The organism is Microbacterium sp. NPDC090003 (genome assembly GCF_044748385.1).
Classification (GTDB): Bacteria; Actinomycetota; Actinomycetes; order Actinomycetales; family Microbacteriaceae; genus Microbacterium.
Window position 1 is genome coordinate 344,213 of the sequence record NZ_JBIVFW010000002.1, and the last position, 19,119, is coordinate 363,331.

At 69.7% G+C, this 19,119-nt stretch carries 15 protein-coding genes; 11 read left to right on the top strand and 4 right to left on the bottom strand.

Annotation, left to right across the window (positions count from 1 at the left end):
• Positions 1-53: 53 nt before the first annotated feature.
• From ACIPVN_RS14615 to ACIPVN_RS14655, 9 genes are read left to right on the top strand one after another with little or no spacing between them, the layout of a single operon-like run.
• Positions 54-1,160: a Gfo/Idh/MocA family protein gene (locus ACIPVN_RS14615; protein WP_400444193.1), complete on the top strand. Its 1,107-nt coding sequence runs from the start codon at positions 54-56 to the stop codon at positions 1,158-1,160.
• 51 nt (positions 1,161-1,211) lie between these two features.
• The gene (locus tag ACIPVN_RS14620; RefSeq protein WP_400444196.1) at positions 1,212-2,705 is read left to right on the top strand and encodes a GMC oxidoreductase; all 1,494 of its coding nucleotides are present in this window, start codon (positions 1,212-1,214) and stop codon (positions 2,703-2,705) included.
• 28 nt (positions 2,706-2,733) lie between these two features.
• Positions 2,734-4,056 carry an extracellular solute-binding protein gene (locus ACIPVN_RS14625; protein ID WP_400444199.1) on the top strand — a complete coding sequence of 441 codons (1,323 nt, stop codon included), beginning with the start codon at positions 2,734-2,736 and terminating at the stop codon, positions 4,054-4,056.
• An 8-nt stretch (positions 4,057-4,064) separates the two neighbouring features.
• The gene (locus tag ACIPVN_RS14630; RefSeq protein WP_400444202.1) at positions 4,065-5,033 is read left to right on the top strand and encodes a carbohydrate ABC transporter permease; all 969 of its coding nucleotides are present in this window, start codon (positions 4,065-4,067) and stop codon (positions 5,031-5,033) included.
• Positions 5,030-5,857 carry a carbohydrate ABC transporter permease gene (locus ACIPVN_RS14635; RefSeq protein WP_400444205.1) on the top strand — a complete coding sequence of 276 codons (828 nt, stop codon included), beginning with the start codon at positions 5,030-5,032 and terminating at the stop codon, positions 5,855-5,857. The genes ACIPVN_RS14630 and ACIPVN_RS14635 overlap by 4 nt, the downstream gene beginning before the upstream one ends.
• Before the next feature lie 34 nt (positions 5,858-5,891).
• Positions 5,892-6,836 carry a sugar phosphate isomerase/epimerase family protein gene (locus ACIPVN_RS14640; RefSeq protein WP_400444208.1) on the top strand — a complete coding sequence of 315 codons (945 nt, stop codon included), beginning with the start codon at positions 5,892-5,894 and terminating at the stop codon, positions 6,834-6,836.
• A 4-nt stretch (positions 6,837-6,840) separates the two neighbouring features.
• The gene (locus ACIPVN_RS14645) at positions 6,841-7,815 is read left to right on the top strand and encodes a sugar phosphate isomerase/epimerase family protein (RefSeq protein ID WP_400444211.1); all 975 of its coding nucleotides are present in this window, start codon (positions 6,841-6,843) and stop codon (positions 7,813-7,815) included.
• Positions 7,812-8,819 carry a sugar phosphate isomerase/epimerase family protein gene (locus ACIPVN_RS14650; protein ID WP_400444214.1) on the top strand — a complete coding sequence of 336 codons (1,008 nt, stop codon included), beginning with the start codon at positions 7,812-7,814 and terminating at the stop codon, positions 8,817-8,819. Before ACIPVN_RS14645 ends, ACIPVN_RS14650 begins: the two co-directional genes overlap by 4 nt.
• The gene (locus ACIPVN_RS14655) at positions 8,816-10,090 is read left to right on the top strand and encodes an MFS transporter (protein ID WP_400444217.1); all 1,275 of its coding nucleotides are present in this window, start codon (positions 8,816-8,818) and stop codon (positions 10,088-10,090) included. Before ACIPVN_RS14650 ends, ACIPVN_RS14655 begins: the two co-directional genes overlap by 4 nt.
• Here the strand turns inward: ACIPVN_RS14655 and ACIPVN_RS14660 are convergent.
• From ACIPVN_RS14660 to hrpA, 4 genes are read right to left on the bottom strand one after another with little or no spacing between them, the layout of a single operon-like run.
• On the bottom strand, positions 10,071-11,045 hold the full coding sequence (locus tag ACIPVN_RS14660) for an NYN domain-containing protein (RefSeq protein WP_400444220.1): 975 nt from the start codon (positions 11,043-11,045) through the stop codon (positions 10,071-10,073). The two genes, ACIPVN_RS14655 and ACIPVN_RS14660, sit on opposite strands and share 20 nt — an antisense overlap.
• A gap of 2 nt (positions 11,046-11,047) precedes the next feature.
• The gene (locus tag ACIPVN_RS14665) at positions 11,048-12,070 is read right to left on the bottom strand and encodes a Gfo/Idh/MocA family protein (protein WP_400444222.1); all 1,023 of its coding nucleotides are present in this window, start codon (positions 12,068-12,070) and stop codon (positions 11,048-11,050) included.
• Between the two features lie 40 nt (positions 12,071-12,110).
• Positions 12,111-13,052: a zinc-binding alcohol dehydrogenase family protein gene (locus tag ACIPVN_RS14670; protein ID WP_400444225.1), complete on the bottom strand. Its 942-nt coding sequence runs from the start codon at positions 13,050-13,052 to the stop codon at positions 12,111-12,113.
• 19 nt (positions 13,053-13,071) lie between these two features.
• On the bottom strand, positions 13,072-17,022 hold the full coding sequence (gene hrpA, locus ACIPVN_RS14675; RefSeq protein ID WP_400444228.1) for an ATP-dependent RNA helicase HrpA: 3,951 nt from the start codon (positions 17,020-17,022) through the stop codon (positions 13,072-13,074).
• Between the two features lie 44 nt (positions 17,023-17,066).
• On the opposite strand from hrpA, the gene ACIPVN_RS14680 reads away from it, so the two are divergent.
• Both ACIPVN_RS14680 and ACIPVN_RS14685 read left to right on the top strand, forming a co-directional pair.
• Complete coding sequence (locus ACIPVN_RS14680) at positions 17,067-18,257, top strand: heparan-alpha-glucosaminide N-acetyltransferase domain-containing protein (protein ID WP_400444231.1); 1,191 nt, start codon at positions 17,067-17,069, stop codon at positions 18,255-18,257.
• Positions 18,254-19,090, top strand: a complete 837-nt coding sequence (locus ACIPVN_RS14685; protein WP_400444234.1) for an aldo/keto reductase — start codon at positions 18,254-18,256, stop codon at positions 19,088-19,090. Before ACIPVN_RS14680 ends, ACIPVN_RS14685 begins: the two co-directional genes overlap by 4 nt.
• Positions 19,091-19,119: the final 29 nt, after the last annotated feature.

Below are 19,119 nucleotides of genomic sequence, written 5' to 3' on the forward strand. Positions count from 1 at the left end.
TCTTTTGACGAAGATCTAGCAAAAGTGGGAGCGCTCGTGTCAGAATCATCGACATGACAACGGACGTCACAGCTACCGGCGTCGGGACGATCCGATCCGGATTCCTCGGCGGAGGATTCATGGCCCAGGTGCACAGCCGCGCAGCGCGCGCCGCCGGTGCCGCCACCGCAGTGCTCGCGAGTTCCTCGCGGGAGCGGGCCGTCGCCGCCGCCCAGGACCTCGGGATCGAACGCGCCGCCGATGATCTCGCCGAACTCCTCACCCAGGGCGTGGACGTGGTGCACGTGTGCACGCCCAACGCCACCCACGCCGCCTTCGCCCGTGCGGTGATCGAGGCGGGCGTGCACGTGATCTGCGAGAAGCCGCTCGCCACCCACGTCGACGACGCGCGCGCCCTCGCGGCCGCGGCCGCCGAGCACGGCGTGGTCGCCGCGGTGCCCTTCGTCTACCGGTACCACCCGATGGTGCGGGAGGCTCGCGCACGTGTCGCCGCCGGCGAGATCGGCGACCTCCTCACGGTGGACTGCGGATACCTGCAGGACTGGATGCTCCTGCCCGGCGACGACGACTGGCGCGTGACCTCGGCCGACGGCGGACCCTCGCGCGCGTTCGCCGACATCGGCTCGCACCTGTGCGACCTGCTCGAGTTCGTCGCGGGGGAGCGGATCGTGCGCCTCACCGCCCGTACTCGTCGCGTCTACGCCGAGCGTGCCGGGCGCGCCGTCACCAACGAGGACGCCGTGTCGATCCTCGTCGAGATGGAATCGGGTGCGATCGGCACCCTCTTGATCTCTCAGATGGCCGCCGGCCGCAAGAACTCCCTCACCCTCGAACTTCACGGTGCGCAGGCGAGCATCCGCTTCGACCAGGAACGCCCGGAGGAACTGTGGATCGGGGAGCGCGAGGGCAGCAGGCACCTCTTCCGCGACCCGCAGACCGCTCACCCCGGAGTCGCCCGGTTCTCGGCCGTTCCCGCCGGTCACGCGCAGGGCTATCAGGACGCCTTCAACGGTTTCGTCTCCGACGCCTATGCGGCGATCCGCGGTGAGGAGCCCGACGGCCTGCCCACCTTCGACGACGGGGTGCGCGCCGCTCAACTCACCGAGGCCGTGCTGATCGCCGCCGACGAGCAGCGGTGGGTCGATACCCCCGCACGCTGACCGCCGGCACTCGCCCGTCTCCTGATTCAACGCAGAACAGAAGGAACACAGATGACTGACAGCTTCGACCTCGTGATCGTCGGTACCGGTCCGAACGGCGCGATCATCGCGCAGCAGGTGCACCGGCAGGTGCCCGAGGCCACGATCCTGGTGCTCGAAGCCGGCCGCGAGATCACCTCCGTGCCGGGCGAGCACCTCGTCGAGGCCGACGAGAGCGCGATGAACGCCTCGTACGACGACCTCATGCGCCGCGCGCGCCAGATCGAGTACGTCAAGGACGCGGTCTCGATGAGCGCGATCGAGGGGGACGGCTGGGATCCCGAGTCGTCCGGCGTGTTCCCCGCCGCGTTCTTCGGACACAACTTCGCCGCCTTCCCCGGGGCATCCGTGGCCTGGAACATCGGGGGGATGGGTGTGCACTGGACGGCCGCGACCCCCTGGCCCTACGCCGAGGAGATCCCCGCCTTCCTGCCGCGTGCGGAGTGGGATGCCGACCTCGAGACGGCGCGCGGTCTGCTGCGCACGTACGTCGGTCCCCTCGTTGCGGGCGTGCCGAACCCGTTCGAGAAGCCACTTTTCGCGGCCCTCCGCGAGGCCGTGCCGAGTCCCGATCCCGCTCGCGAGTTCGGGTACATGCCCATGGGCGGCGTGCCGCGCGTCGGCGAACCCTTCGCGCGCACCGGTCCGCGGGACATCGCCCCCTTCGTGTTCGACGGCAGCGAGCCGAACGTCACGCTGCGCAGCGGCGTGCTGGTGCACCGGATCGACCACGACGGCTCGCGTGTCACGGGCCTCGCCTACCGCGACCTCGTCACCGGCGAGGAATCGACCGCGCGGGGCGCGCAGGTGCTGATCGCGGGAGACGCGCTGCGCACTCCGCAGCTGCTCTGGGCCTCCGGCATCCGCCCCACCGCCCTCGGCGCCTACCTCAACGAGCATGCGACGATCGATGGCGAGGTCGACATCGACGCCTCCCGCTTCGGCCTGACGGATGCCGACATCATCCAGCCGCCCGCGGGGGAACCGTTCATCGGCTCGTTCTGGAGCCCGTCGATCGGTGCCGCCCGCCCCGCGCACGGCCAGCTCATGGAGCGCGAGTTCGAGGGGCGCCACAAGCTCAGCGTGGGCTGGTACTGCGCCACCGAGATCCGCGCCGAGAACCGCATCGAGTTCTCCGACGAGCTGACGGATGCCCTCGGTATGCCGCACATGACCGTGCACTTCTCGTACTCCGGCGCCGACCTCGAGGAGATCCGTCGCACCCAGGAAGTGCAGCGGACGGCAGCGGCCGTGATCGGGGACTTCCCGACCGAGGACCGCGAGGTGCAGCCCCCCGGGGCATCCCTGCACTACACCGGCACCGTCCGGATGGCCCCCGACGACGACGGCACGAGCGTCGTCGACACCGACGGCCGTGTCTGGGGCTTCGACAACCTCTATCTCGCCGGCAACGGCGTGATCCCGACCGCGTTGACATGCAACTCGACGCTCACCGGAGCCACGCTCTCGGTGCGCATCGCGCGCGCGGTCGCCGCTTCCCTCTGACCCTGCAGTACCCCTACCCACCAAGGAGATGATCGCGATGCACTTCCACACCACTTCGCGACGCCGGGCGACGATGCTCGGAATCGCGCTGGTCACGTCCAGCGCCCTGCTGCTCACCGGCTGCGGCCGCGGCGGCGACAGCGGCGGCGGCGACGCCGGCGCATCCACGAAGGTCGACGACAAGCCTGCGACCGGAACCCTGGAGATCTGGACGCAGGGCGCCGACGGTGCCGAACTGCCCCAGATGTTCGAGGAGTTCACGAAGGACAACCCCGACGTCGAGATCAACATGACGCAGATCCCGGAAGCGGAGTTCGCGTCGAAGATGACCGCGGCGATCACCGCGGGCACCGTGCCCGACCTGATCTACGCGTTCACCGAGACGCAGTCGTCGCTGATCTCGACCGGAGGATTCGACGCCGTGCCCGACGGCCTCGTCGACCCCGACGACTTCTTCGAGGTCATCTGGGACAACTCGGTCTACGACGACGTCGCCTACGGTGTGCCGTGGTATGCCTACGCCGACATGGTCATCTACCGCACCGACCTGGCCGAGGCCGCGGGTGCCGAGGCTCCCACCGACTGGGACAGCCTGCGCACCTTCGGCGAGGACCTCAAGGCCTCCGGTGTCGAGTGGCCGCTCGCGCTCTACGCGGCCTACGACTCGTACACCGCCCGCCAGCTGCTGACCTTCGCGAAGCAGAACGGCGGTGGGTTCATCTCCGACGACCTCTCGACGTGGACGATCAACTCGCCCGAGAACGTCGAGGCGCTCGAGTACTGGGCGGGCCTGATGGCCGACGGCCTGGCCTCGCCCGACGGCCCCGCCTTCCTCGACACGGTCTCGTGGTCGACCACGGGCAAGAACGCCGCGATCATCGACGGCGGGCCCTGGTTCGTCGGCTGGTTCGACGACGCGAACGGAGAGGGCTGGGCGGACGAGCACCTCTCGCTCACCACGATGCCGGTCGGCCCCGACGGCGACGCCGCGACCACGGTCGGCGGCGGCAGCTGGTTCGTGCCCTCGGACTCCGAGAACAAGGACGCGGCCTGGAAGTTCGCCCGCTTCATGTCGGAGCCTGAGAGTCAGGTCAAGTGGTTCGAGATCTTCAAGAACATGCCGGCCGTGAAGTCGGCGTGGGACGACCCGGCGCTGGCCGGGGACCGCCTGCTGCAGACGGTCGAGGCCGGTCTCGAGACCGGCGTCACCCTGCCGAAGGTCTCGACCTGGAGCCAGGTGGGCACCGTGATCGGTGAGCAGATGGAGAAGGTCGTGCGCGGCGGAGTCTCGGCGCAGGACGCTCTCGACGAGGCTCAGGCGCAGGCCGAGTCCATCGGGACGGGTAACTGACCGCGATCATGTCCACCACTGCGACCCGCACCATGGTCACCTCGGGGGCGTCCTCGCGACGCCCCCGAGGCACCGGTCCTCGACGGATCAGGAAGGTGCACGAGGGATCGCGGGCCGAAGCCACCACCGCGTGGCTGTTCCTCGCCCCGTTCCTCGCGATCTTCCTGCTCTTCACGGGCATCCCCGCCGTGCTCGCGATCGGGGCGAGCCTGACCGACATCAGCGCCCGCGACATCCGCGATCCGTTCAATGTCAACTTCACCGGATTCCAGGGCTTCGTCGACATCATCAACAACCCCGGATTCCAGAGCGCGTTCCTGAACACCGTGATGTTCGTGGTGATCTGCGTGCCGATCAGCATGGCCCTCGGCCTCGCCCTGGCGCTCATGCTCAACAACGGCATCCGTCGTCTGCGCAACTTCTTCCGGGCTGCGGCCTACGTGCCGGTGATCACCAACATCGTCGCCGCCGCCGTGATCTGGCAGTACGCCTTCTCGATCACGGGGCCGGTGAACACGACGCTCACGGATCTGGGTCTCGGGGCGCCGAACTGGCTCGGCGAGCCGGGCTGGGCCGTCACCACCGTCGTGATGATGGGCGTGTGGCGCACGACCGGAACCTGCATGATCCTCTTCCTCGCCGGCCTCCAGGCCGTACCGGAGGAGATCTACGAGGCCGCCCAGACAGACGGAGCGGGCGCCTGGCGCCGGCTCTGGTCTATCACGCTGCCGCTGCTGCGCCCGACGACACTGCTCGTCACGGTGCTGCAGACGGTCTCTTTCCTCAACATCTTCGAAGAGCCGTACCTGCTCACCAAGGGCGGCCCGCTCGGATCCACCAAGTCGATCGCCGTCTGGGTGTACGAGCAGTTCGGGTTCGGCAACGTCTCCGCCTCGATGGCGGGATCGGTGCTGCTGCTCGTGCTCGTCGGAATCGTCGCGATCGTCCAGTTCAGAATCCTGAGGCCGAAACATTGAAAACTCTGTCTCCGACGCGTCAAGCGCTGAACTACACGGCGCTCACCGTCATCACCGTCTTCATGCTCCTGCCCTTCGTCTGGGTGTTCTTCGGATCGTTCAAGACGCAGGCCGAGTTCCTCGGCAACCCGGGGGCGTGGTTCCCGGAGTCCTTCCAGATCCAGAACTACATCCAGCTGTTCGCCGACCGCGGCTTCGGCACCTACATGCTCAACAGCATCGTGGTCTCGAGCGTGGCGATCGTGGGCAACGTGCTCTTCAGCGCGATGGCCGGGTATGCGCTCGCGAAACTGCGCTTCCGCGGACGCGGCCTCGTCTTCCCGCTCGTGATCGCGTCGATGATCGTGCCGTACGTGGCGCTCTTCGTGCCGCAGTTCGTGATCGTCGTGCAGATGGGCCTGGTGAACTCGCTCATCGCGATCATCCTGCCGGTGCTCGTGCTGCCGCTGTGCGTGTTCATCATGCGGCAGTTCGCGCACGGCGTGCCGTTCGAGCTCATGGAGGCAGCGCGCCTGGACGGAGCGGGGGAGAGCCGGATCTTCTTCCGGGTCTTCCTGCCCCTTACCGGCCCCGGCCTCGCGACCGTCGCGATCCTGTCGTTCCTCACCTCGTGGAACAACTTCCTCTGGCCGCTCGTCGTCGCCCAGTCGCAGGACACCTACACCGCGCCGGTCGGCCTCTCGGTCGCGTCGCAGGCCTCCAACACCATCTCGTTCGGTCTGCTGCTGGCCGGCGCCATGGTGGTGCTGCTGCCCATCCTCATCCTGTTCCTCTTCCTGCAGAAGTACTTCATCCAGGGCGTCGCCGCCACGGGGCTGAAGTGACCGCCCCGACGTGCCCCTCGAAAGGACCCCTCCCATGGCCGTGAAGGACCTGAAGTTCGCCCTCAATGCGATCCAGTGGATCAACGTGAAGGAGGACCCGGAAGACCTGGAGAGCGCGAGCCTGTGGCGCTTCGCCGATCCCGCGTTCGTCGCCGAGTACCCCGGTGTGCTCCGAGAGATCCGGGATGCCGGGTTCGGGGCGACGATGATGGAGGTGCTCGACACGCAGACCCTGCAGAACTATGCGGCGATGGTACGGGAGTCGGGGCTGACCCTCGCCCCGGGCTACGTGCAGGTGCCGCTGGCGAGCGACCACGGCGGCCGATTGGAGCGCGGCACCTTCGAGCGCATCCACTGGTTCGACGCCGTGCGTCGCAAGGCCGAGGAATCGAACTACTTCGGGATCGGCACGATCTTCCTCGCCGCCGAGGTCGACCAGACGGCGATCCGCTGGCAGAAGCCGGCCATCGGGGCCGACTTCTCGCAGGATCGCCTCGACGAGCTCACCGATCTGATCGACGAGGCCGTCGACGTGCTGAACGCCGAGGGCGTGAAGCCCGGGCTGCACAACCACGTCGGCACGTGGATCGAGACGCAGCACGAGTACGAGCACGTGCTCAACGCGATCGACGCGCAGCGCCTTGGCGCGGCCTTCGACATCGGCCACCTGGAGTGGGCGGGCATCAGCGCGAAGGATGCCATCGCGCGCTGGGCTGACCGCGTGCAGGATCTGCACCTGAAGGATCTCGACCTCGAACTCGCGCGGCGCAGCCGCGAGGAGGGCCTGAGCTACGAGCGGGCGACCGACCTCGGACTCTACCTCGAGCCCGGGCTCGGACAGGTCGACCTGCGGGGCACGCTCGAGCAGCTGCCCGAGGGGTGGGACGGCTGGGTGATCATCGAGGTCGATCGCGCCAGCATGGACCCGGTCGCCAGTGCCCACCACACGGCCCGCTGGGTCGCCGAGATCACGGAGTGACACGATGGCGCTCACCAGGGATCACTTCTCGCTCAACACCCTCCAGTGGATCACCGTGTCGCTCGGCGACTCGACGGGCGACCCCGGCAGCGTCGGATGGGAGTTCGACCGACCGAGCTTCCTCGCCCGCCAGCCGACCGTGCTCGGCCAGGTGCGCGACGCCGGGTTCTCGTCGGTCATGCTCGAGGTACTGCCGACCCAGACGCTGCAGTCCTACGCCCGCGTCGTCGCGGACTCCGGGCTGAAGGTCACACCGGGCTACGTGCACATCGGACTCCCCGAGGAGTTCGGGCGCGACCACACGGGTGACGACGAGGCGCACTTCCGCTGGTTCGACGGCATCCGTCGGCGGGCCGAGGAGTCGCTGTACCTGGGTCTCGACCGCGTGTTCCTCGCGGCCGACATGGCCCCGGGGCGACCCCGCATCGACGAGGCGGCGGCCTCCGGTCACGCCTTCGACGCCGCGCGGCTCGATCGGGTCGTGAACGTCATCGGCGAGGCGGCGGAGGTGCTCACGGCCGAGGGCGTGACGCCCGCGCTGCACAACCACGTCGGCACGTGGATCGAGACCGAGGCCGAGTACGACCACGTGCTGGACGCGATCCCGTCGTCGCTGCTGGCCGCCGGGCCCGACATCGGGCACCTGGCGTGGACGGGTACGGATGTCGTCGCCTGGGTGGCCGCGCACTCGGACCGCATCTCGGACCTGCACGTGAAGGACATGGACCTCGCCCTGGCGAAGACGGCGCGCGAGAAGAAGACGCCCTACTTCGACGTCATGGCCGAGCGCTTCTTCCTCGAACCCGGCCTGGGCGACGTGCCGATCCGCGAGGCGCTCGCCGAGTTGCCGGACGATTTCGGCGGTACGGTTCTGATCGAGGTCGACAAGCCCAGCATGGAGCCGTTCGAGAGCGCGAAGACGAGCTGGGCGTGGATCGCCGAGAACTACCCCGCAGCGCCAACGGAGGCACAACGATGAGCACGCATCCCGTCACCCTGTTCACCGGCCAGTGGGCCGATCTGCCGTTCGAGGAGGTGGCCCGGCTCGCCGCCGAGTGGGGCTACGACGGGCTGGAGATCGCGGCATCCGGAGACCACCTCGACCTGCGGCGCGCCGATGAGGACGACGCCTATGCGGCATCCCGCCTCGAGATCCTCGACCGCCACGGTCTGCAGGTCTTCGCGATCTCGAACCACCTCGCCGGCCAGGCCGTGTGCGATGCGCCGATCGACTTCCGTCACCAGGCGATCCTCCGCGACTACGTGTGGGGCGACGGCGACGCCGAGGGCGTGCGGCAGCGCGCCGCCGACGACATGAAGCGCGCCGCGCGCGTGGCCCGCAAGCTCGGCGTCGACACCGTCGTCGGGTTCACCGGGTCGTCGATCTGGCCGTACGTGGCGATGTTCCCGCCGGTGCCGGAAGAGGTGATCGACGGCGGATTCGAGGACTTCGCCGCCCGTTGGAACCCGATCCTCGACGTTTTCGATGCCGAGGGCGTGCGGTTCGCGCACGAGGTGCATCCGAGCGAGATCGCCTACGACTACTGGTCGTCGGTGCGGGCGCTCGAGGCGATCGACCATCGTGAGGCCTTCGGCTTCAACTGGGACCCCTCGCACATGATGTGGCAGAACGTCGACCCGGTCGGGTTCATCGTCGACTTCGCCGACCGCATCTACCACGTCGACTGCAAGGACACCCGGCTGCGGCCGCACAACGGACGGGCGGGCGTGCTCGGCTCGCACCTCCCCTGGGGCGACCCGCGGCGCGGCTGGGACTTCGTCTCGACCGGGCACGGCGACGTGCCCTGGGAGGATTCTTTCCGCGCGCTCGATGCGATCGGGTACACCGGTCCCATTTCGATCGAGTGGGAGGATGCCGGCATGGATCGTCTGCACGGCGCCGCCCGGGCCGTCGAGTACGTCCGATCGCTGCTGTGGCCGAAGCCCACGGCCTCGTTCGACGCCGCGTTCAGCAACCAGTGAGTTCCTGGCGCGATCGCTTCACGCGCGAAGCCCTCACGCGATCGTTCGCCGCGCTGCGCATCCGGGACTACCGCCGGTGGAGCATCGCGCAGTTGCTGTCGGCGGCGGGCGGCGCCGCGTCGCAGATCGCGATCGCGTGGCTCGTGGTCGAGCTCGGGGGTGATGGGCTCGCGCTCGGCGCCGTGACGGCGTGCATGATGGTGCCGACGCTCGCCCTCGGCCCGTTCATCGGACTGCTCGTGGATCGCTACTCGCGGCGCTCGGTACTGCTGGTGACGGCCGTCGCACAGATGGCGGTGGCCGCTGTGCTCGCGGCGCTCGCCTTCGGCGGGGCGCTCGAGATCTGGATGCTGATGGCGCTGTCGCTCGCGCACGGTCTCGCGTTCGCCGCCGACAATCCGGCGAGGCAGCTGCTGGTGCTCGACCTCGTCGGGCGCGAGCGGGTCACGAGCGCGGTGAGCATGAACGAGGTCATCATCAACGGCGCGCGCGTGCTGGGCCCCGCGGTGGCGGGGCTGCTGCTCGTCTTCGCGGATCCCGCGTGGTGCTTCGTCGTGAACGCCCTGGTGTTCGTGCCGTCGATCGTCGTGCTGCTGACGCTGCGGATGCGGTCGCGGCCGACGTCGGATCCGGTGGTCGAGGAATCGGCCGCGCCCGACCCGCCGTCGACGGGTGCCTGGCGGTTCGTGGCGCACACGCCTCCGGTGCGGCAGACGCTCCTGCTCGCCGTGTGCGCGGCGGCCGGGTACAACATCGCGGTCGTGATCCCCCTGATCGTCGCCAACGTCTTCCGCGCCGACGGTGGCACCTACGGACTGCTGGCCGTCGCCTTCGGCCTGGGGGCGCTACCCGGCGCGTTCTTCTCGGCCACCGGGCCGACCACACCACGCGGCGGGGAGGTGCGGATGCTGGCGGCGCTGATGGGTCTGGCGGTCGTTCTGTCGGCGGCGGCACCGATGCTGCCTCTGCTGTTCATCGGTCTCGCTCTGGTCGGGGCGATCGTGATGTGGTTCATCGCGCGCGCCAACGCGCTGGTCATGCTGTCGACCCCGACGCCGACCCGCGGCCGGGTGATGGGCATCTGGGCCATGGCACTGCCGGGGTCGACGGTCGTGACCGGCGTGCTCGTGGGTGCGCTTGCACAGCTCACCGACCCGCGCCTCGCCTACGCCGTCGTCGGTGGAGTCACCGTCATCGTGGCCGCTCTGTCGTGGCGCGCGCTCGGCCGTCACGACGAGAACGGGGAGGGGATCAGCGGTCGCGCAGCCTGACCAGGCGCTCGTGCCCGGTCTCTTCGAGCTCGGCGATGTCGTCGCGCGACTTCAGGAAGTCCGAGAACGAGCGGTACCCGAGTCCCTTCTCGCTGAACGACGGATCCATGCGGCGCATGTGCGTCTTGACCGCCGAGCTGTGCAGCCACTCGTCGGCATCCGCCTTGTCGTGCCCCAGGCGCAGCGCGCGCTCGAGCAGCTGCGTCGCCTCGTTCTGCGGGTCGATCACGGGCTCGGGCGGCGGTGCGGTCGGAGTCGACTTGGCACGGCGGGATCGGGTGCTCTTCTTGACCGTATCGGTCGGGGCCTCCGCCGCGGGCTCGGCCTCCACCTCGGCTGTCTCGGCGGGAGCGGCGACGACCTCGGCCACCGGGGCGCTCTTGACGGGACGGTGCACGCCGGGCAGCGAGTCGTAGGCCTCGAACTCGTCGCAGGCCGCCGCCAGGGACTTCGCCGTGGAACCCGCGACGCCGACGCCGATCACGTACCGGCCGAGACGCTTGCAGCGCTGGGCGAGCGGCACGTAGTCGCTGTCACCGGCGACGATCACCACGTGCGTGAGGTCGGGCAGGCGGAACATGTCTTCGACTGCATCGACCGCGAGCCGGATGTCGGCCCCGTTCTTCGCGTAGGCGGCGGCCGGGAACAGCTGCACCAGGTCGACCGCGCGGGCGACGAGCTGCGAGCGGTAGACCGCATTCACCGGCGACGACCAGTCCGCGTAGGCGCGGGTGAGCACGAGCGTGCCGAAGGAGGCGGCGTAGTCGATGATCGCGCCGACCTCGATCATCGCGAGGCGCAGGCGCTCGGCGACCTCGGGATCGTTCGGGTTCTCGCTGATGCGCTGACGGTCCTTGCCGTAGGCATTGCGTCCGTGCACCCGGTCGTACCAGGAGATGACGATGTTGTCGAAGTCGAGGTAGACGGCGACGCGGATGTCGGCGGGCTCGGCCATGATCAGGCCTGCTCGCCGGTCGACTCGCCGGTCGACTCGCCGGGGTAGCGGACGCCGATCTGACGGCGGATCTCATCGAGCGCGCCCATGATCGCGACGGACTCGGCGAGCGGCAGGATGTCGCCGGCGAGGTTCCCCTCGCGCACGAGGCGTTCGGCGGCGAGAGCCTCGAACTGCATGCCGCGGCCGCCGGCCTCGGGGTCGAGACGCCCATCGAACTCCTCGAGCACCGTGCCCTCGGGGTCGATCACGCGCAGCACAGACGGCGACCAGAAGAAGCGATCGATCTCGATGCGGGCCTTCGTGCCGAGGACCGTCGCGCGGTTCGGGCCGGCGGTACGCGACGACGAGAGCGTGGTCGAGACCGCGCCGCCCTCGTGGGTCATGACGGTCGCGACCTCGGCGTCGGCGCCGGTCTCGACCAGACGCGCGACGCTGTGGATGCTGGTGGGCGCGCCGAGGATGTCCCAGACGAACGAGATCGGGTAGATCGCCAGGTCGAGGAGGGCGCCCCCGCCGAGCTCCAGCGCGTTCAGGCGATGCTCGGGGTCGGACGGCAGCAGCTGCGTGTGGTCGGCGCTCACCGAGCGCACCTCGCCGAGGATGCCGGAGGCGACGATCTCACGCGCGCGGATCATGTGGGGCAGATAGCGGGTCCACATCGCCTCGGTCGCGAGCAGCCCGCGCTCGGTGGCGAGGGCCTGCAGGTCGGCGGCCTCGGCCTGGTTCAGCGTGAAGGCCTTCTCGACGAGCACGTGCTTGCCGGCCTCGAGTGCCAGACGTGCGTTCGCGTGGTGCATCGGGTGCGGAGTCGAGACGTAGATGATGTCGACGTCGGGATCGGCGACGAGAGCCTCGTAGGACGGGTGGGCGTGCGGGATGTCGAAGCGGGCGGCGAAGGCATCCGCCGATTCCTGCGAACGCGACCCCACGGCCACCAGGTCGAGACCCGCGGCGCGCAGGTCGGAAGCGAACGAGCCGGCGATGCCGCCCGTCGCGAGGATTCCCCATCGAAGACCAGTCATGTCCCCAGCGTAGAGGGTATGACCGACGCGCGACTGTGCCCTACGGCACCAGCACGATCTTGCCCGCGACGTGCTGCTCGACGAGCTCGTGCGCCCGGGCGGCCTCGGCGAGGGGCAGCTCGGGTCCGAGTTCGATCACGAAGTCGCCACTCGCGAGGAGTTCGATGGTCTTCGGCAGCGCCTCGGCGCGCCAGGCCTGCTCCTCATCGGTCAGAGGGACGGGCGAGCCGCCCGAGAAGGCGCGGATGCCGAAGGATGCGGCATCCGGTCCGCGCACGATCGTGCCGATGCGGTCGCGGTCGGCGACGAGCGCGAGCGACACCTCGATGGCCTCGTCGGTTCCGGCGCCGTCGAAGACGACGGTGACATCCGAGGGCGCGACTTCGCGGACGCGCTCGAGCAGGCCGTCGCCGTAGGCCACGGGGATCGCACCGAGCTCGCGCAGCTGCGCGTGGCGCGACGGGCTGGCGGTCGCGATCACGGTCGCGCCCCACGCCACGGCGAACTGCACGGCCGCCTGGCCGACGGCGCCGGAACCCGCGTGCACGAGCAGCACGTCGTCGGGGCCCACGGCGAGCGAGCGCAGCACCTGGTAGGCGGTGCCGGCGGGGATGCCGATGCCGGCGCCCTCCGCGGCGGTCACCGAGTCGGGCAGGAGGGCGAGGTTCTCGGGGTGCACGAGCAGGGCGGATGCGTAGGTGCCGTGCGCATCGCGGATCGCGACCCGGTCGCCGACCGAGAAGCCCTCCACGCCGTCGCCCACCTGATCGACGACGCCGGCGCCGTCGAAGCCGACCGGGCGGGGCTCGGTGATGGGCGGGGAAGGGCGGCGCCCGCCGCGGATCTTCGCATCGATCGGGTTGACACCCGCAGCCTCGATGCGCACCACGATCTCGCCGGGTCCGGCGAGGGGATCGGGCACCTCGGTGAGGTGGAGGACGTCGGGGGAGCCGATTTCGGTGTAGACGATCGCGCGAGCCATGGATTCAGGCTACCCGGCCCTACTTCCCCGCAAGGGTCTTCATGATGCGTTGCGGCGACACGGGCTGCGCGGTGCCGAGGCGCTGGGCGAACACGCTCACGCGATACTCCTCCAGCAGCCACCGGGTCTCGACGAGCGAGGGTGCGGCACCGCGGGGGAGCGGGATCGTGCCCCCGGCATCCTCGAAAGCCTTCGCCATCCGTTCGTACTCGCTCATGCGCGTGCGGTCCTTGCCGGGTTCGGACGCGAGGGTCTTCAACCGATCGACCATGCCGCTCAGATAGCGGGGGAAGTGCGCGATCCGGTCGACGCCGGCGGCCGACACGAAGCCCGCATGCAGCAGTCCCGAGAGCTGCGTGCGGATGTCGTTCAACGGCCCGAGGAGGGCGAGGGAGTTCTGCGACTTGATGCCGCGCTCGACCTCGCGCGACTGCGTGAGGATCCGCGCGACGAGTGACACGCACGCGAACAGCTCGTCGACGAGCGCGGCCGACACGGCATCCCGCACGCGGACGAAGTCTGCCTCGGTGCGCACGATGCCGACACCCCCGGTCGCTGAGCCTGTCGAAGCGTCGATCACCTTGCGCGCCACGGCCGCACGGCAGTCCTCGATGAGGGCGGCCGCCGATGGGTACGGCGACGCCGCGAGCGCGAGCTTCTCCTGGCTGGTGAGGTGCTGCTGCACGTACGACGACGGCGAGGGCACGGCCAGCAGCACGAGGCGCAGCACGCCGTCGCGGGTGGCGTCGGCCGCGGCATCCGCCGACGACTCCACGCGCACCGCGACGGTCTTGCCCTCGTCGACGATCGCCGGGTACCCGCGCACGACGCCACCGGCGACGCGCGTATCGAGCACCTCGGGAAGATCGCCGAACGTCCAGGCGGTGAGACCCGCCTGCTCGATCGGCCCCCGAGCGGAGGCCGCGGCCACCGCCTCGGAACCGCCTCGTGCCCGCGGTCCGCGCTCGGGCTTCGCGATCGAGCGCGCGACGCTGCTCCGCGCACGGTCGGAGAGGTCGGCCTGCAGGGTCGCGAGATCCCGGCTGGAGCCCGCCACGCGCCCGCGGTCGTCGACCGCGCGGAAGTTCATGCGCAGGTGCGCGGGCACCCGCTCGTCTTCGAAGTCGGCGGCCGAGACGAGCTGGTTCGCGAGCGGCTGGATCAGACGGGCGAGCGCCTCCTTCAACGACCCGCTCGGGCGACCGTCGTGGTCTTCCGGTCCCTGGCCCGCGAGTTCGGCGCCGAACTTGTCGGCCCAATCGGCGGCGGGCACGACGTGGCGGCGGATCGCCTTGGGCAGCGCGCGCAGCAGGCCCGTGATGAGTTCGGCGCGCAGACCCGGCACCTGCCAGTCGAAGCCGGTGTCGTCGATCTGCGCGAGCAGGGCGAGCGGCACGACGACGCTCACGCCGTCGTCGGTGGCGCCCGGCTCGAACCGGTAGGCGAGGCCGAGCACCTGGTCGCCCTGCGTCCACCGGGTGGGGAACTCGCTCTGCGAGGCCCGCCCGTCGTCGTCGATCAGGTCGGCCTCGCGCATGACGAGGAGCTTCGGCGTCGTCGTCAACGCCTCCCGCCACCAGGACTCGAACGATCGCACGTCGAAGACCTCGGCCGGGATGCGCTCGTCGTAGAAGCGGAACACCGCCTCGTCACCAGCGAGGATGTCGCGGCGGCGCTCGCGCTCCTCGAGCTTCTCGAGACGCTTGCGCAGCTCGGCGTTGCTGCGCCAGAACGCGCTCACACGCTTGTCGATGCGGCTCGGATCCCACTCGCCCTCGACGAGCGCGTGCCGCACGAAGAGCTCGCGCGAGGCCGCGCGGTCGATGCGGGCGAACTGCACGCGGCGGCGCGGGATGATCTCGAGTCCGAACAGCGTCACCTTCTCGTAGGCGACAGCGGCTCCGGCATCCTTCGACCAGTGCGGCTCGGTGACCTGGCGCTTGGCGAGGTCGCCCGCGAGCGGCTCCGCCCAGGCCGGATCGATCGCGGCGACGGTGCGCGCGAAGGTGCGCGAGGTCTCGACGATCTCGGCGGCGATGACCGCGCGCGGGCTCTTCTTGCGCAGACCCGATCCCGGGAAGATCGAGAAGCGGATGCCGCGCGCTCCCCGGTACTCGGCGATGCGGCGACCCTTGTCCTTCGCGGGTGCGTGCGACTTGCCGGCGGGGGCGGTGCGCTCGTCGAGGAGTCCGATCTGCGAGAGGAGCCCCGCGAGGATCGCCCGGTGGATCGCGTCGGGGTCGCTGCTGCCATCGCCCCGCGGCTCGGAGCTCTTCACCAGCGTCTTCAGCTGGCGGTGCACGTCGAACCACTCGCGCACGCGCACGTAGTTGAGGTGCTCGGCGCGGCAGAGGCGGCGGAACGCGCTGGATCCGAGCTCGCGCTGCTGCTCGCGCAGGTGGTTCCAGAGGTTGAGCAGGGTGAGGAAGTCGCTGGTCGGGTCGACGAAGCGCGCGTGCAGCCGGTCGGCCTCGTCGCGGCGCTCCTCCGGTCGCTCGCGGACGTCCTGGATCGTCATCCCCGACACGATCGGCAGCAGATCGTGCGTGACCCCGTGGCGCCCGGCCTCGATCAGCATGCGGGCGAAGCGCGGGTCGATCGGCATGCGCGAGATGTCGCGGCCGATACGTGTCAGGTGGGGGGTCGCAGCACCCGGTTCCTGAGCCTGTCGAAGGGCCACGGCGCTCAACTCGGTGAGCAGGTCGAACGCCGCCTTCACGCCGCGCGAGTCGGGCGGTGTGAGGAAGGGGAAGTCCGAGATGTCGCCGAATCCGAGCGACAGCATCTGCAGGATGACGGAGGCGAGCGAGGTGCGCAGGATCTCGGGTTCGGTGAACTCCGGCCGCTTGGCGAAGTCCTCCTCGGAGTACAGGCGGATCGCGATGCCGTCGCTCGTTCGACCGGCGCGTCCGGAGCGCTGGTTCGCGGATGCCTGCGAGATCGCCTCGATCGGCAGGCGCTGCACCTTCGATCGGTTGCTGTAGCGCGAGATGCGGGCTGTGCCGGTGTCGATCACGTAGCGGATGCCGGGAACCGTGAGGCTCGTCTCGGCGACGTTCGTCGCGAGGATCACGCGGCGTCGCGCACCCGCGACCCGGCTGCGCTCGAACACGCGGTGCTGCTCGGCGGCGGAGAGGCGTCCGTACAGGGGGAGCACCTCGGTGGGGGAGCGGTCCTTCGAATACGCGCCCCGCACCGCGTCGGCGGCGTCGCGGATCTCGGCTTCGCCGGGGAGGAACACGAGCACGTCGCCGGGCTCTTCGCGATCGAGTTCGCGGAGGGCCGCGACGATCGCGGAGACCTCGTCCTCGGGCCCTTCGACCGGCTCAGGACCCGCGGGAGCGGCATCCGCATCGTCATCGCCGTCGGCGACGAGCGGACGATAGCGAATCTCGACCGGGTACGTGCGCCCCGAGACCTCGATGATCGGCGGAGTAGCGCCCGGGCGCGAGAAGTGCTTCGCGAAGCTCTCGGGGTCGATCGTCGCCGAGGTGATGATCACCTTGAGGTCGGGGCGTTCGGGCAGGATGCGCGCGAGGTAGCCGAGCAGGAAGTCGACGTTGAGGGAGCGCTCGTGCGCCTCGTCGATGATGATCGTGTCGTAGCGGGTGAGCAGCCTGTCGCGGTGGATCTCGTTGAGCAGGATGCCGTCGGTCATCAGCGCGATGCGGGTGTCGTCGGACACCTTGTCGGTGAATCGCACCTTGTAGCCGACGAGGGTGCCCAGCTCGATCTGGAGCTCCTCGGCGACGCGCTCGGCGATCGTGCGCGCGGCGAGGCGTCGCGGCTGCGTGTGCGCGATGCGTTCGCGCCCGAGTTCGAGGGCGATCTTGGGGAGCTGCGTCGTCTTGCCCGATCCCGTGGCACCGGCCACGATCACGACCTGATGGTCGCGGATGGCGTCGGCGATCTCGACCCGGGCCGCGCTGACGGGCAGCTCCGGGGGGAAGGAGATCACGGGAGAGGACATAGCCCTTCATCGTATGCCGACCTCGACCCCCTACGATGCATCGGGTGACCACCGTTCCGCCTTCCCTCAGCGCTCCCGTTCGCTGGTTCCGCGAGTTCGGCCGCCCGCCGCGCATCCTCGGCCTCGACGTGGCCCGCGGCCTCGCGATCCTCGGCATGGCCGGAGCGCACATCGGCGACACCCCGGTTTTCGACTGGACCGACCCGACGACCTGGACCGATCTCGTGCACGGACGCTCCTCGATCCTGTTCGCGGTTCTCGCCGGCGTCTCGATCGCCCTGATGACCGGTCGTAGCGCCTTGCCCGACCCGGAGCGGCTGCCGAGCATCCGACTGAGCCTCGTCGGTCGGGGCGCCGTGATCTTCCTCATCGGTCTCGCGCTCGAGTTCTTGAATACTCCGATCGCGGTGATCCTCACCCTCTACGGGCTGCTCTACGTCGCCGTCATCCCGTTCCTGCGGTGGAAGCCCTGGCAGCTGCTCCTCGGAGCCGGCGTGCTCGCGCTGGCGGGGCCCGCGCTGCTGGCGTTCCTCGGCGCGGTCACGCTGAATCCGTTCGGGGCGGGCATCGGTTTCGTGCTCTACGGCAGCTATCCGATCACGGTGTGGATGGCGTTCGTGCTCGGCGGCATGGCGCTCGGGCGGGTGCACGTCGCAACCGTGCGCACCGCGGTGATCGCCCTGGCCTGCGGCATCGCACTGGCGATCGTCGGCTACGGTCTCGGCGCTGTCGGGAGCGATGTCGTGCGCGGCGTCGAATCCGGCGCGTCCTTCGAAGATCCGCCCGCGTCGGGGTGGCCGGGCTATGCCGATGCGCTCGCACAGGCGGACCCGCTCGGATCTGTGCTGCACGCGATCTTCGCCGTCGAGCCGCACAGCGGTGGCACCGCCGAGATCCTGGGCTCGGGCGGCTTCGCCCTCGCCGTGATCGCGCTGTGCCTGCTGCTCAGCCGTCCGCTGCGCTGGCCGCTGCTGCCGATCGGTGCACTCGGTTCCATGCCCCTGTCGGCATACAGCGGACACGTGCTGGCGATCGCGCTGATCACCGGACCCGGCGGGTACTACACGAGCAACGTCTTCTGGGCCGTGCTCGCAATCGGAATGCTGCTCATCACGACCGCGTGGTCGGTCTTCGTCGGCCGGGGGCCGCTCGAGCGCCTGGTCGGGTTCGCCGCACGCAGAATGGCGGAGGTTCCGGCCCGTCCCGAGATCACGCGTCCTAGGCTGGATGCATGACGATTCCCTCCCTCGAACTGAACGACGGCTCCTCCATCCCCCAGCTCGGCTACGGCGTCTTCAAGGTGCCGGCCGACGAGACCGAGCGCGCGGTGAGCGAAGCGCTCGAGATCGGCTACCGCCACATCGACACCGCCGCGATCTACGGCAACGAAGAGGGCGTGGGCGCGGCGATCGCGGCCTCGGGCATCGCTCGTGACGAGCTCTACATCACCACGAAGCTGTGGAACGATCGCCACCACGACGACGAGCCCCGCGCCGCGATCGGCGAGAGTCTCGACAAGCTCGGCCTCGAGAAGGTCGACCTGTACCTCGTGCACTGGCCGACCCCCGCCAAGGACGACTACGTGCACGCGTTCGCGAAGCTCATCGAGCTGCGCGAGGCAGGCCTGACCCGCAGCATCGGCGTCTCCAACTTCCTCGTGCCGCACCTCGAGCGTGTGGTCTCCGAGACCGGCGTCACGCCGGCCGTGAACCAGATCGAGCTGCACCCGGCGTACCAGCAGCGCGAGGTCGTGGCCTGGTCCGACGCGCACGGCATCAAGATCGAGGCCTGGGGCCCGCTGGGCCAGGGCAAGTACGACCTGTTCGGCACTCCGGCGATCGCGGACGCTGCGGCGGCCCACGGCGTCACCCCCGCGCAGGCGGTGCTGCGCTGGCACCTGCAGAAGGGCGTCATCGTGTTCCCGAAGTCGGTGCGAGCGGAACGCCTGCGCGAGAACCTCGACGTCTTCGGGTTCGAGCTGACGGATGCCGAGATCGCCGCGATCGACGCCCTCGACCCGCTCGACGGCTCGGGCCGGGTCGGTGCGCACCCCGACGACGTGAACTGATCCCGTCGCGGATTCCGCCGCAATCCACA